Origin of the sequence: Nocardia sp. BSTN01 (assembly GCF_015354405.1) — a bacterium.
Classification (GTDB): Bacteria; Actinomycetota; Actinomycetes; order Mycobacteriales; family Mycobacteriaceae; genus Nocardia.
The window spans coordinates 1-14,312 of the sequence record NZ_JADKYP010000094.1; the positions used below are offsets into that span (position 1 = coordinate 1).

Here is a 14,312-nt window from a genome sequence, read left to right on the forward strand (position 1 = left end):
CGCGAAGGCCTGCAGATCGGTGTTGCGGGCCTGGGCCAGCAGCTCGGCGAAGGTCATGCCGCCGTCGACGTTCGTGCGCAACACCAGTGTGTTGACGAACATGCCGATCAGATCGTCGAGCGCGGCCTCCCCGCGACCGGCGACCGGCGTGCCGATCGCGATGTCGGAGGTACCCGACAGCCGCGCCAGCAGGATCGCCAGCGCGCCGTGCACCACCATGAACGGCGAGGCGTTGTACTTGCGGCCGAGGTCGGCCAGTCGCCGCTGGGTTTCCGGCGAGATGACGAACGAATAGGTGCCACCGCGATACGTCGCCACCGCCGGGCGCGGCCGGTCGGCGGGCAGCACCAGTTCGTCGGGCAGATCGGCGAGTTCGCGGGTCCAGTACCGAATCTGGTTGGAGATCAACGAGTTCGGATCGTCCTCCGAACCCAGCACCTCGCGCTGCCACAGCGCGTAGTCGGCGTACTGCACCGGCAGTTCGGTCCAGGCCGGCTGCTCCCAGTTGGTGCGCGCGGCGTAGGCGACCATCACGTCGCGGGCCAGCGGATGCATCGACCAGCCGTCGGCGGAGATGTGGTGCACCACCATACCGAGCACGAACTCGGTTTCGCTGATCTCGAAAAGCCGTGCGTGCAACGGCACTTCGTTGGTCACGTCGAACGACATGGAGGCCAGTTCGACGAGGTGGTCGATCAGATTGTGCTCGGTCACCGGCACCGGGGTGAGGTCCGGCACGATCTGCGCCGCGTCGAGCACCACCTGCACCGGCGCGCTGCCGGTCTCCGGGAACACCGTGCGCAGCGATTCGTGGCGGTCGATCACGTCGATGACCGCGACCTGGAGGGCGGCCACGTCCAATTCACCCGACAGCCGCATGGCGACCGGGATGTTGTTGACCGCCGAGGAGGTGTCGTAGCGGTTGAGGAACCACAGCCGCTGCTGTGCGAGCGACAACGGCACCTGTTCGGGGCGTTCCCGTGCCACCAGCGACTTGCGCGCACCGTCGCCCGCATGCGATTCCACTCGCGCGGCCAGCGCGGCCACGGTGCTCGCCTCGAACAGCATGCGCAACGGGACGCGGGTGTCGAGCGCGTTGCCCAAGCGCGAGGCCACCTGGGTGGCGATCAGCGAATTGCCGCCGAGGTCGAAGAAGTCGTCGTCCGCGCCGACCCGGGGCACCCCCAGAACCTCGCCGAAGGTCTGGGCGACGATCTCCTCGATCGGAGTTGCGGGAGTGCGGAATTCGCGCACCTCGAACACCGGCGCGGGCAACGCTTTGCGGTCCAGCTTGCCGGACGGGTTCAGCGGCAGCGCGTCGAGCACCACGATCGCCGAGGGCACCATGTACGCCGGCAGCCGCCGGTGCAGCGAAGCCTTGATGTTGTCGATGTCGACCGGCCCGGCCGGGGTGACGGCGTAACCGACGAGCTGATCACCGGCGACGGTGTCCAGGACGAGGACCACTGCCTGGTTGACCGCCGGATGCTCGGTGAGCGCGGCCTCGATCTCCCCGAGTTCGATGCGCTGACCGCGGAACTTCACCTGAAAGTCGGTGCGGCCGATGTATTCCAGCACCCCCGCGCGGCCGACCTCGGGTGCGTCCGGTTCGGTCCAGCGGACCAGGTCACCGGTGCGGTACAGCCGTGATCCGGGCGGGCCGAACGGGTCGGCTACGAATCGATCGGCGGTCAGGTCGGGGCGGCCGTGATAGCCGCGCGCGACCTGCACCCCGCCGAGGTACAGCTCACCGGGCACCCCGACCGGAACGGGAGACAGACCCTGGTCGAGTACGTAGGCGCGCGTGTTCCACACCGGGCGGCCGATGGGCACCGTGGCCGGGGCGACGGTGTCCAGGTGCCATGCGGTCGCGTGCACGGTGAATTCGGTCGGGCCGTACAGGTTGTGCAGCGCGGCGGTGGAGAACTGCCGGAACGCGGTCACCGTCGCCGGCGGCAGCGCCTCTCCAGCGACGAGAACGGCACGCAGCGAGGCACATTCGGCCGGAACTGCGGCACCGACGAAGACCGACAGCATCGACGGCACGAACGACGTCATGGTGACCCGATGACGGCCGATGATCTCCGACAGATACACCGGATCGCGATGCCCGTCCGGTGCCGCGATGAGCATCTTCGCACCGACCGCCAGCGTGCCGAACAACTCCCAGACCGACACGTCGAAGGTCACCGGGGTCTTCTGCAGCACCACATCGGCCGGCCCCATGCGGTATTGCGCGGTGATCCAGGCGATCTGGTTCACCACAGCGGCATGTGCGACCGCGACACCCTTCGGACGGCCGGTGGAGCCGGAGGTGTAGAGCACGTATGCGGTATTGCTCGGCCGCAGCTGGGCGAGTCGATCGGCATCGCCGACCGGGGTCGGCGAATAGTCGCCCAGGTCGACGGTGTCGACCGCGATCACCGGGATGTCGCTCGCGGCGACCCCGTCGTCGGTGGTCGTCAGCAGGCAGACCGGGCCCGAGGAGGCCAGCACGTAGTCGGTGCGCTCGGCCGGATGGTCGGGGTCGAGGGGCACATACCCACCACCGGCGGTCATCACCGCATAGATCGCGACGAGCATATCCACCGAACGCCGGATGCCGACGCCGACCAGTGATTCCGGTCCCACGCCCAGGTCGATCAGCTTGCGAGCCAAACGATTGACGCGCGCGTCGAATTCGGCGTAGGTGAGCTCGATCGGCTCGCCGCCGTCCTCGCGCATGCCGCCGTCGAACACCACGGCGAGCTCGTCGGGCCGCTGCCGTACCTGCTCGGCGAACAGATCCAGCACCGTCGGAGCCGAAACTCCGTGCGCGGTCTCGTTCCAGCCCGAGAGCACCGTGACCCGTTCGGCATCGTCGAGCAGATCGATCTCACGCACCGCCGTATCCGGGTGCGCGGCAACAGATTTCAGGATCCGCAGATAGCGTTCGGTGAATTCGGCGACGGTCGGCGCGTCGAACAGATCGGTGGCGTAGGAGACCTCCGCAACCATCCCGGCGGGCGCACCGGAGCCGGAACGCTCCTCGGTGATGGTCCACTGCAGGTCGAATTTGGCGATGTCGACGTCCAGTTCGTCGGCGGTCACCGACAATCCGGGCAGTTCCAAGGTGGCGTGCGACATCTCCTGGAACGACAGCATCACCTGGAACAACGGATGCCGCGCCTGCGATCGGGTCGGGTTCAGCACCTCGACCAGTCGTTCGAACGGCACGTTGACGTGCGCGAATCCGGCGAGGTCGACTTCCCGGGTCTGCGCCAGGAATTCGCTGAACGCGATGCTGCCCTCGACCTCGGAACGCAACACCAGCGTGTTGACGAACATGCCGATCAGGTCGTCGAGCGCCTGTTCACCGCGACCGGCGACCGGCGTGCCGACAGCGATATCGCTGGTACCCGACAACCGGGCCAGCAGAACGGCCAACGAGGCGTGCATGACCATGAACAGGCTGACACCGTGGGCCCGGGCCAGTTCGACCAATTGCCCATGCAATTCGGCGTCGATGGCGAAATCGACCCGGCGGCCGCGGAAGCTCTGCACCGGCGGCCGCGGGCGATCGGCGGGCAATTCCAGCTGATCCGGCAGACCGGCCAAAGCCTCTCGCCAATACCCGATTTCGCGGGCGGCGATGGAATCCGGATCGGCCTCCGAACCGAGCAGTTCCCGCTGCCAGAGGCTGTAGTCCTGGTACTGGACCGGCAGCGGTGACCAGGCGGGGGCCGAACCGGCCGCACGCGCCAGATATGCGGCCGCGACGTCGCGCGCCAGGGGACCGAAGGAGAATCCGTCCGCGGCGATGTGGTGAACGACGAAAGCGACCGCGAAGTCCCGTGTTCCATTGTCGCGGCCGGCGGAGATCTCGAATATCCGCACCCGGATCGGAAGTTCCCGAGACACATCGAATCCGGCGGACGCGAAGGCCGCCAGCGCATCGTGCAGATCCGCCGCGTCGATCGGCTCCACCTCGATACCCAGGTCGACCTGTTCGGCCGGAATAACGAACTGATAGCCGCCGGCGCCGGACTCGGGGAAGATGGTGCGCAGCGATTCCTGCCGCTCCACCACGTCACGCAGCGCGGTCTGCAGCGCGTCGATGTCGACGGTGCCACTCAGCCGCACCACGAAAGGCAGGTTGTAGGTGGGCGCGGCGGGGTCGAACTGGTTGATGAACCACATCCGCTGCTGTGCCAGCGACAGCGGAACCCGGTCCGGGCGATGCTGCGCGACCAGCGGCGGGCGCGCCGCGAAGTCGCCGTCGCCGCCGTGTTCGGCCGCGGCGTCGGCCCGGGCCGCGATACCGGCCACGGTGGGCGTCTCGAACAGCGCCCGCACGCCCAGCTGTACGCCGAACGCGGCAGAGATGCGCGCGACGACCTGGGTCGCCACCAGCGAGTTGCCGCCGAGGTCGAAGAAATTGTCGTCCACGCCGACCCGGGGCTGGCTCAGCACGTCGGCGAAGACGCCGGCGACGATCTCCTCGGCCTGCGTGCGGGGGGCGCGGTAACCGGTCGCATCGGCGCTGAACACGGGTTCGGGCAGCGCTTTGCGATCCAGCTTGCCGGAGGTGTTGAGCGGGAACGCGTCCAGCACCATGATCGCGGCGGGCACCATGTAGCTGGGCAGCTTCTCGGCCACGAACCGGGTGAGATCCGCCCCGTCGATCGAATATCCCGGCGCCGGAACGACATACGCCACCAGCTGCTGACCGGTCGCGGTGTCGACCACCAGCACGACGGCCTGGCTGACGGCCGGATGCGCCAGCAGATCGGTTTCGATCTCGCCGAGCTCGATGCGCTGGCCGCGGAACTTGACCTGGAAGTCGGTACGGCCGATGTACTCCAGCACACCGGTCCCGTCGGCCTGCCGGCCCCAGCGCACCAGGTCGCCGGTGCGGTACATGCGCTCGCCGGTGCTCGAGAAGGGATTGGCGACGAACCGATCCGAGGTCAGATCGGGCCGGCCGCGGTACCCGCGCGCCAGCTGCCGCCCACCCAGATACAGCTCACCCGGGGCGCCGATCGCGGCCGGACGCAGCCGCGAATCCAGCACGTAGACATCGACATTCCATTCCGGGATACCGATCGGGACGGTGGTGGTGTCGGCGGCGGTGGCCTCCCAGTAGGTCACCGAGACCGCGGCCTCGGTGGGGCCGTAGAGGTTGTGCAGGCCGGCGTCCGGGTTGATCGCCCGGAACATCGCGGCGGTCTCCGGCGGCAGCGCCTCACCGATGACGAAAACCGCACGCAGCGAATCACATTGACCCGCGGTGGCGTGCGAGGCGAAAACCGTCAGCATCGACGGCACGAAGTCGGTGACGGTCACCGCGTGCCGCTCGATCATCTGCGCGACGTAGACCGGATCGCGATGCCCGTCCGGATCGGCGACCACCAGTTTCGCGCCGGCCATCAGCGGCAGGAAGTAACCCCACAGCGAGACGTCGAAGGTGGTGGCGGTCTTCTGCAGATAGACGTCGGCCTCGGTCAGGCCGTATTCGTGCAGCATCCACAGCTGCTGATTGACGATGGCGTGGTGGGTGACCGCGACGCCCTTGGGCCGGCCGGTCGAACCGGAGGTGTAGATGACGTACGCGGTATTGTCCGCGCGCAGCGGCGCGAGCCGGTCGGCGTCGGTGATCGGCGCATCGGACACACCGGTGGTGTCGAGCGTGTCGATCCGCACCTGCCGCACCGAATCCGGCAGGTCCACCTCGTCGGTGGAACTGGTCAGCACGCACACCGGGCCCGCGCTGTCGAGGATGTAGGCGGTGCGCTCGGCCGGATGATCCGGATCGATGGGCACGTACGCGCCACCGGCCTTCAGCACCGCGTGCATGCCGACGACCAGATCCAGCGAACGCCGCATGCCCAGTGCCACCAGCGATTCCGGGCCCACACCGTCGGCGATCAGGGTCCGCGCCAGGCGGTTGACCCGGGCGCCGAATTCGGCGTAGGTCAGCGTCTGCCCCTGGAAGTCGATGGCGGTCCGGCCGGGCGTGCGCGCGATCGCGGCGTCCAGCAGGGCCGAGAGCGTGGTGGTCGGCACCTCGTGAGCGGAGCGGTTCCAGCCGGTGACGGTGGCGTCCCGCTCGACGGCCGTGGTGATCGGCAGACCCCACAGCCGGTCCTGTTCACCCGCCTGCAGGAACCGGTCGAAGAACTCGAGGAAGCGCGAATGATGGTGGCGCGCTTCGTCTTCGGTGTAGAGGTTCGGGTTGGTCTCGAAGTCGATCCGGGACCGCGCACCGCCCTCGGTCTGATAGAAGTTGACGCCGAGATCCTCGATGGAACCGGTGGAGAGCACATGCAAGCGGCCCGGCGTGTTGCCGAGTTTCAGCTCGTCCTGGAACAACATGATGTTGACCCAGGGGCCGAAGAACTCCGTCGTCACCACACCGTCGCCGACGCCCGATTCACGGCTCGCGGCGGCCGCGTCGCGGCGGATGTCCTCGTGGCGGTAGCGCTGGTGCCGCAGCGCGCCCGAGACCTCCGTCTGCACGGACCTGAGCAGTTCGGCGACCGTGGTGTCGTGGCCGACGTGCAAGCGCAGCGGAACGATATTCGACGTGGCGCCGCCCGAACGCCGCATCACCGCGGTGGTGCGCGCGGTGACCGGCAGGCTGAGGATCACGTCCTCGGCATCGGTCCACTGCGCCAGGTAGGCGGCGAAACCGGCGATCAACAGGACCGACGGTGTGGAGTCGTGGGCTCGCACGGCCGCGGCGAGCAGATCGTTGCGCTCGTTCGACAGTGCGGCGCCGACCACCGTGTTCAGCGGCGCGGGCGGGGCATTGCGGCCGGCGAGGCTGGTGCCCTCCTCCAGGCCGGCCACCCGCTGCGCCCAGTGTTCCTTGTCGGTCTGAAAGCGGGTGCTGTCGCGGTAGGCGAGTTCGGATTCGACCAGATCCCGCAGGTCGGAGGCCTTGAGCGGTTTCGGTTCGACCCCGTCGCGGTAGGCCGTGTAGCGCTCGGCGATCCGGTTCACCTGGTTCACCGCGCCGAAACCGTCGAGGGCGATGTGGTGGGCGCGGGAGTACCAGAACCAATGGTCGTCGGCGAGCTGCAATGCCACCGAACGCACCAGGCGGTCGGTGACCATATTCAACGGGTGGGCGATGTCGGCGCGCATCCACTCGTGCGCGGCGGCCTCCGGATCCTCGGCGTCACGCAGATCGACGTGGTCGACGCCGTCGCTGTCGGCGAGGGTGTGGTCGACGTACTGCAGCGGCTGACCGTCACGTTCGACGATGCGCACGAAGCCGGAACCCAGCTCGTGCGAGGCGTCCAGGCTCGCGCGCGAGAGCACCTCGACGTCGATGTCACCGCGCAGGTCGACGTACTGGGCAATCGTGATCGGCACCTGCGGATCGAGATGCTGGGCGTACCAGATTCCGAGCTGCGCCGGCGACAGCGGGAACAGTTGATCCCCCGATACTGCCGCGGGCGTTACCTCGCCGCCAGCTTCGCCGTTTCCGCCGAAATCCAGCCGGTCCAACCCGTAACCTCGCTTCCGGAACGCCACGCAGCGCTCCCCGATGGCACACCGATGCCGACGCTCACCTCATCCGAGCGTGGCGTCCGGCATTCGGGGCTCACTTCGATTGCAATCAGACAAAAATGTTCATAGGACCTATCCGTCCGTCGGGCCGATCTTGTTACATGGGCCCGACCACACCCACCGGCCACGGATCGGCCTCGTTTCGAGATTCGCTGATGAACACCGAACCAATCTACCGCCAGGTACCGACAATGAGCCAAGAAGGGCGATAGCGCTCCGACATCAGCACTGGACTCCGTTGCCCCCGCCACCTCGCGGTTCGATCCGGCACTGGGAACCCGCTGGGAATTCCGGTTCCGCGTGACGGACATCGCGGTGCGCGCGGTGGGTCACGCGCCGGGTCCGGACACCGGGTGCCGCTCCCGCCCGGGGTCGTAGAGATGCGACTGCGCACAGTCGAGCGCCGGGGTCAGGGCCCGCCCGACCAGTATCACCGCGGCCTGCCGCAGCCCCGCCGCCTCCACCCGGCCGGCGATATCGGCGAGTGTCCCGCGCAGAATCCGCTGCTGCGGCTGGCTGGCCCGGTAGACCACCACCGCCGGACAGTCCGCGCCGTACTCGTCCGCCAGTTCCGCGGCCAGCTCCCGAATCCGCGTGATCGCCAGATGCAGCACCAGACTGGCCCGCGTACTTGCGAAATTCCCCAGCGCCTCGGACTCGGGCATCGCGGTCGAGCGCGCCTGCGTGCGCGTCAGCACCACCGACTGCACCACCTCCGGCACGGTCAGTTCACTGCCCAGCACCGCGGCCGCCGCCGCATACGCCGGCACCCCCGGCGTCACATCCCAGGAGATCCCCAGTCCGTCGAGCCGCCGGGTCTGCTCGGTCAGCGCCGAATAGATCGACGGATCCCCCGAACACAGCCGGGCCACATCCTTACCCGCGGCATCGGCCCGCGCGCAGTGCGCGACGATCTCGTCCAGGTCCAATCCCTGGGTATCGATCAATTCCGCCTCCGGCGCGCAATGCGCCAGCACCTCGGGGTCCAGATACGTCCCCGCATACAGGCACACCGGAGATTCCCGCATTAGCGCCACCGCCCGCAGTGTGAGCAGATCGGCCGCCCCGGGACCCGCCCCGATGAAATGCACGGTCATGCCCGGAGTCTAGGTGTCCGGCCGATCCCGGAAAGTTCGGCCCGGCCGCCCGAGCTCGCTGCCGAGCGGGCGGCGTGGTGATCTCGTTGCAGCGCAGCTTCACCGGGTGCTGCGGGGCGTAAAATCATGCCCGGGGTCATCCACAACTTCGAAGGTGACCACAATGACGAAATTCGTTCAGACCATCGAGTTCAAGACCTCGCAGCTCGACGAGTTCAATCGCACGCTGGATCGGTGGCTGACCGCCACGGAGGGAACGCGTTCGGCGACGCACAGTATGGAAACCCGGGACCGCGACCACCCGGACACCTATCTGCAGATCGTGGAATTCCCCTCCTACGAGCAGGCCATGGCGAATTCCGCGCTGCCCGAGACGACCGGCTTCGCCGAAACCCTCGCCGCCCTGTGCGACGAGCCGGCGGTCTTCCGCAATCTCGACCTGGTGCGTGAGGACGATATGGACGGCGCGGCGCGGACGTCGTTGCTGGTGCGGAATTTCGACGCCGCCGACGAGACGCGGGAATTCGAATCCGGCAGCGGGCGCCTCGAGGTCGTGCAGGCACCCTCCGGCGCGGTCGGCCGGGCCGTCTTCGAGCCGGGCTGGCGCTGGTCCACCCACGTCAAGCCGATCGCGGGAACCGACAGCTGCCAGGCCGCGCATATCGGCTACTGCGTGTCGGGGCGGATGCACATCCGGATGGACGACGGCACCGAGTGCGAGATCGGCCCCGGAGATTTCATGCAGTGCCCGCCCGGCCACGACGCCTGGACCGTCGGAGAACAAGCGTGCGTGTTGATCGACTGGGCCGCGGCCGCGGAGTACGCCCGGCGCCGCTGAGTTCTTCCGGCTACCCGGTCATATTCAGCCCACCGAGGATCTTGTCCGGCCGTACCCGCACGACCAGCTCGCCGGGGACGGCGTTGCGTCGGCCGAATTCCTCGGCGCGGTCCGGACCCATGTACCGCGCGGCGATGGCGGTCGCGGTGCGCAGGAGTTCGGCGGGGTCCTCGGAGAGGGTGGCGACGCCTTGCACCTGGAAATAGGCGTACGGCGGTTCGTCGAGGTCGACGCAGAGGGCGACGCGGGGGTCGCGCGCCAGCGCCTTGCCCTTGGCGGTGGTTGCGCCGGTATTGAAGACCAGGTCGTCGCCGTCGAGGACGAACCACACCGGATTGACGATCGGGCGGCCGTCGGAGGCGACCAGAGCCAATTTGCCGGTACGGGTTCCGGCGGCGAGGAATTCCCGCACTTCGGGATCGGTGATGGAAGGCATGAGCACACCCTAGGAAGCGGTGGCCGGTGGTGGGCCCCGACACGCGCCGACGGCCCCGGCCGCGCTCGACGTGGGCCCCGGCCGCGCTCGTCGCCGTTCAGATGGCCCCGCGCTCGCGGGCCCGCGCCACCGCCGAGGTCCGCGATCTCACGCCCAGCTTCGAATAGATATGCACCAGATGGGATTTCACCGTCGTCTCACTGAGGAACAGGTGTTTGCCGATATCGCGATTGGAATGGCCGTCGGCGACCAGGCGCAGCACCTCGATCTCCCGGGCGCTCAGGGTGGTGTCCGGTTTGCGGACGCGGGTCATCAGCTTGGAGGCGACCGAGGGCGACAGCACGCTCTCCCCCGCCGCCGCTCCGCGCACGGCGGCGAGGAGTTCCGGTGGCGGCGTGTCCTTGAGGATGTAACCGCAGGCACCCGCCTCGATGGCGCCGAGGATGTCGGCGTCGGTGTCGTAGTTGGTCACCACCAGGACGTTCGGCGGAGCGAGCAGGGCGCGTAGGGCCAGGGTCGCGTCCACTCCGGATTTGCCGGGGCCGAACCGCAGGTCCATCAGCACCAGATCGACATGTGTGGTGGTGCAGAAGGCCACGGCCTCCTCGGCGGTGGCGGCCTCCCCGACCACCGTGATGTCCTCGCCGGAATCCAGCAGGGCCCGCAATCCGGCGCGGACGATGGCGTGGTCGTCGGCCAGCAGGAGACGGATCACGGCAGGTCCTCCCGCGAGACGAGCTCGGCGGCGGCGGGGTCCGAGTCGTGCAGCGGAAACGACACGGTTACGGCGGTATGTCCCGGTTCGGATTCGACGTCCATGACACCGCCCTGCTGTTCGACGCGGCTGCGCATGGCGTTGAGGCCGAAGGTGCCGCCCCCGAAGACCGCGGGATCGATCCCCACACCGTCATCGACCACGTCGAGATGGACGGCGTCGTCACCGTAGGTGAGTGTGATCCGCATCCGGTCGGCGCGGGCGTGCCGCACCACATTCGACACCGCGCCCTGCGCCACCCGTACCAGCGCGGCCTCCACGGGCATCGGCAGCCGCATCGGGGTCCCCTCGACCACCGTGCGGGCGCTGAGCCCGGGGCCCTCGGCGCGCCGGGCGATCCGTTCGAGCGCATCACTGAGCGATTGCCCCTCGAGCACCGCCGGGGTGAGGTCGCCGATCAGCTGCCGGGTCTCGACCAGATTGTCCGCGGCGGTCTCACGCGCGAGCCGGATCTGTTGCAGCGCGGGATGATCCGGCGCGTCGCGCTCGGCGGCGTGCAGCAGCATCTGAATGCTGGACAGCCCCTGGGCGACGGTGTCGTGGATCTCCTGGGCCAGCCGTTCCCGTTCGGCGAGTTTGCCCGCGGTGCGTTCGCGTTCGGCGAGAGTGGCGCGGGTGGAGAGCAATTCGTCGATCAGCTGCTGCCGGTCGGCGGCCTCCCGGAACAGTGCCCGATAACCCAGGCCGATCGCGATCGCGACGATCGCGCCCAGCACCGGCCCGGCGATTCCCGGCACCGTCCACCCCTCGTGTAATCCCCACCCGACCACCGAGACGACCGTGGCGGCGACGACCGCGGCCAGCCCCCACAGTCGCGGCAGCAGATGCAGATAGAGGAAGAACAGTCCGAACACCAGATAGACGGCTTCCGGAACCAGCACGATCAACGCCAGCCACAGCACCGTGAGCCCGCCCAGCCACACCCGGGCCGCGACCGGACGCCCGCGCAGCAGTCCGCCCGCGAAGTAGACGACCAGGAACAGCGCCGCGAGCACGATCACCGCGACGGTGGGCCGGGTGCCCTCGTCACCGGGCACGGCCGCCCGCACCATCACCACGACCACCAGCGCCGTCATCAACACATGCAGTCCTACCTGCAGTGCGGCGAAAACGGGGGTGAGCGGAGAGCGGTGCACGCTGCCAGCTTATGCGCGGTTATCGGTGCGGCATCCATCGAAAGGTGGAATCGGCACCCCACCGTCGGGCGGTCGCGAAGTGTCCGCGCAGGCGATGCCCACCGGCGGATTCACCGCGAGGGTGGAGATATGTTCGTCGCACTGCGAGATCTGCGGGCCGCCCGCGGCCGATTCCTGCTCATCACCCTGGTCGTCACCATGGTGGCCCTGCTGGTGAGCTTTCTGAGCGGACTCACCGCCGGACTCGCCCATCAGAATATTTCCGCCCTCGAGCGGCTGTCCGGCGGCCGCGTCGTGTTCGCCGATACCGGCGCCGACCCGTCGTTCGATTCCTCGGCGTTGACCGGCGAACAGGTCGAGCGCTGGCAGCGGGCCGGAGGAACCGTGGACCCGGTCGGCATCAGCCGTAGCCAGGCCGTACGGGAGGGAACCGCACCGGTCCAGGTGGCGATATTCGGCGTCGACGGCACAGCGTTCGGCAACGAGGTGGCTACCGGGCCCGGCACCATAGTGCTGAGTAAGGCCGCCGCCGAAGACCTCTCGGCCACGGCCGGTGAGCGCGTGTCGATCGGCGACCGGACCTTCACGGTCGCGGCAGTCGGCGACGACGACTGGTACGCGCACACCCCGGTGGTCTGGACGACGCTGTCCGACTGGCAGCGCCTCGATCCGCGCGGCGGGGCGGCCACGATTCTGGTCGCCTCCGGCGTGCCCGGCACCGATGCGGTGAACAGCGCCGCGCACACCCGCACGACGAGCGTCGACGGCGCACGGCAGGCGATCGGGTCGTATCGGGCCGAGAACGGTTCGCTCACGCTGATGACCGTGATGCTGTTCGTGATCTCCGCCCTGGTGATCGGTGCGTTCTTCACCGTCTGGACCATCCAGCGCACGCCGGATATCGCCACGCTGAAAGCGCTGGGCGCCACCACGACCGCGCTGGTTCGCGACGCCCTGGGCCAGGCGTTGATCGTGCTGCTCCTCGGCGTCGGCGCCGGGGTCGGGGTGACCGCACTGGCCGGGGCGTTCCTCGGCGGGGCGGTGCCGTTCGTGCTCAGCGCAGCCACGACCGTGGTGCCCGCACTCGCCCTGATCGGGCTCGGGCTGCTCGGCGCCGTGTTCGCCCTGCGCTTCCTGGCCACCACCGATCCGCTCACCGCGCTCAACCAATCTCGCTGATTCGATTACCGCACAGGAGCTTTCGATGACCACCACGCTGACCGTCTCCGATCTCACCCTCACCTTCCCCGACGGCGCGGGCCGCGTCACCGCCCTCGACCGGGTGGCACTGACCGTGCGCGGCGGCGAGATCGCGGCCATCACCGGTCCCTCGGGGTCGGGCAAATCCAGTCTGCTGGCAACGGTTTCGACGCTCGTGCGCCCGGATTCGGGCCGGATTCTGCTCGACACCGACGACGGCAGTGTCGACCTCGCCCGAGTGTCCCGGCGCGAGGCCACGACCCTGCGCCGGGAACGCATCGGGATCGTCTTCCAGCAGCCCAATCTCATTCCCGCCCTGACGGCGGTCGAACAACTCGAGGTGATGCGGCATCTGGGTGGCCACACCGTCGTCTCGCCGCGCCGGCGACGCCGAACCCGGGACAAGGCCATGGATCTGCTCGACGCCGTCGGGCTGCGCGGTCACGAGAAGAAGCGCCCGGCCCAGCTGTCCGGCGGTCAACGACAGCGCGTCGACATCGCCCGCGCTCTCATGCACGACCCCGCGCTGCTCGTCGTCGACGAGCCGACCAGCGCCCTGGACCAGGAACGCGGGGCCGCCGTCATCGACCTGATCCTCGGAGTCGTGCACACCCACGCCGCCGCCACCCTGCTGGTGACCCACGACCGCACCCATCTGCACCGCATGAACGCGGTCTACCGCATGGTCGACGGCCGGTTGTCGGTGGAGGAGGCGGGAGAGCTCGCCGCCTGATCGCCCTCGGCCCGAATGCGGTGCGCCGTGCGTACTCGGCGGCCACCGACCGGCAGCGTACCGCTTCCGCGGCTCGGCCTACGTCGCCCGTTTCCGGGCCGGCACCTCGGCGTACCAGGTGAGCAGGTCCGGATTGTCGACCGCGCTGCGTTCGACCACGCGATCCGGGTCCGCGCCCTGGAACAGTTTCTTGATCGGCACCTCGAGCTTCTTGCCGGTGCGGGTGTGCGGAATGCCCGGAGCGGCGATGATTTCGTCGGGGACGTGACGCGGCGAGACCTCGCTACGGATCGTCGCGCTGATGCGCTGTTTCAGCTCGTCGGTCAGTTCGGCACCCGGGGCGAGGGTGACGAACAGCGGCATCCAGTAGCCGCCGTCGGGCTGTTCGGCGCCGATCACCAGGGCCTCGGCGATCTCCGGAAGTTGTTCCACCGCTTGGTAGATATCGGCCGAGCCCATCCGGATGCCGTGCCGGTTCAGCGTCGAATCGGAGCGGCCGTGCACGACGATGCTGCCGTGGTCGGTGACGGTGATCCAGTC

At 68.6% G+C, this 14,312-nt stretch carries 8 protein-coding genes and 1 pseudogene; 3 read left to right on the forward strand and 6 right to left on the reverse strand.

Annotated features, from left to right (window positions below; all coding sequences use genetic code 11):
* Positions 1 to 7,494 (reverse strand): non-ribosomal peptide synthetase (locus IRT45_RS34640; protein WP_194809987.1); only part of this gene is annotated, 7,494 nt, incomplete at its 3' end.
* A 392-nt stretch (positions 7,495 to 7,886) separates the two neighbouring features.
* Positions 7,887 to 8,654, reverse strand: coding sequence for a precorrin-4 C(11)-methyltransferase (cobM, locus tag IRT45_RS34645; protein WP_194809981.1), 768 nt, complete (start codon positions 8,652 to 8,654; stop codon positions 7,887 to 7,889).
* 163 nt (positions 8,655 to 8,817) lie between these two features.
* Between cobM and IRT45_RS37380 the strand changes: the two genes are divergently transcribed.
* On the forward strand, positions 8,818 to 9,492 hold the full coding sequence (locus IRT45_RS37380; RefSeq protein ID WP_228535917.1) for a cupin domain-containing protein: 675 nt from the start codon (positions 8,818 to 8,820) through the stop codon (positions 9,490 to 9,492).
* Between the two features lie 10 nt (positions 9,493 to 9,502).
* Here IRT45_RS37380 and IRT45_RS34655 read toward each other — a convergent pair whose 3' ends face one another.
* The 3 genes from IRT45_RS34655 to IRT45_RS34665 form a co-directional block, all read right to left on the reverse strand.
* Complete coding sequence (locus IRT45_RS34655) at positions 9,503 to 9,928, reverse strand: PPOX class F420-dependent oxidoreductase (RefSeq protein ID WP_194809982.1); 426 nt, start codon at positions 9,926 to 9,928, stop codon at positions 9,503 to 9,505.
* Positions 9,929 to 10,025: 97 nt separating this feature from the next.
* Positions 10,026 to 10,643 carry a response regulator transcription factor gene (locus tag IRT45_RS34660; RefSeq protein WP_194809983.1) on the reverse strand — a complete coding sequence of 206 codons (618 nt, stop codon included), beginning with the start codon at positions 10,641 to 10,643 and terminating at the stop codon, positions 10,026 to 10,028.
* On the reverse strand, positions 10,640 to 11,839 hold the full coding sequence (locus tag IRT45_RS34665) for a sensor histidine kinase (RefSeq protein WP_194809984.1): 1,200 nt from the start codon (positions 11,837 to 11,839) through the stop codon (positions 10,640 to 10,642). Before IRT45_RS34665 ends, IRT45_RS34660 begins: the two co-directional genes overlap by 4 nt.
* Positions 11,840 to 11,968: 129 nt before the next feature.
* Between IRT45_RS34665 and IRT45_RS34670 the strand changes: the two genes are divergently transcribed.
* Together IRT45_RS34670 and IRT45_RS34675 are read left to right on the forward strand one after the other, a co-directional pair.
* Entirely contained in the window at positions 11,969 to 13,018 is a 1,050-nt protein-coding gene (locus tag IRT45_RS34670) for an ABC transporter permease (RefSeq protein WP_194809985.1), read from the forward strand.
* Between the two features lie 25 nt (positions 13,019 to 13,043).
* A complete protein-coding gene (locus tag IRT45_RS34675) occupies positions 13,044 to 13,772 on the forward strand; it encodes an ABC transporter ATP-binding protein (RefSeq protein WP_194809986.1) in 729 nt (242 codons plus the stop codon).
* Positions 13,773 to 13,850: 78 nt separating this feature from the next.
* Here the strand turns inward: IRT45_RS34675 and IRT45_RS34680 are convergent.
* Positions 13,851 to 14,312: pseudogene (locus tag IRT45_RS34680) on the reverse strand (acetoacetate--CoA ligase); the annotation flags it as partial.

Excerpts from the sequence above, each read along its gene's own strand:
- cobM (WP_194809981.1), bottom strand. The coding sequence starts at position 8,654 with ATGACCGTGCATTTCATCGGGGCGGGTCCCGGGGCGGCCGATCTGCTC.
- IRT45_RS37380 (WP_228535917.1), top strand. The coding sequence starts at position 8,818 with ATGACGAAATTCGTTCAGACCATCGAGTTCAAGACCTCGCAGCTCGAC.
- IRT45_RS34655 (WP_194809982.1), bottom strand. The coding sequence starts at position 9,928 with ATGCCTTCCATCACCGATCCCGAAGTGCGGGAATTCCTCGCCGCCGGA.
- IRT45_RS34670 (WP_194809985.1), top strand. The coding sequence starts at position 11,969 with ATGTTCGTCGCACTGCGAGATCTGCGGGCCGCCCGCGGCCGATTCCTG.
- IRT45_RS34675 (WP_194809986.1), top strand. The coding sequence starts at position 13,044 with ATGACCACCACGCTGACCGTCTCCGATCTCACCCTCACCTTCCCCGAC.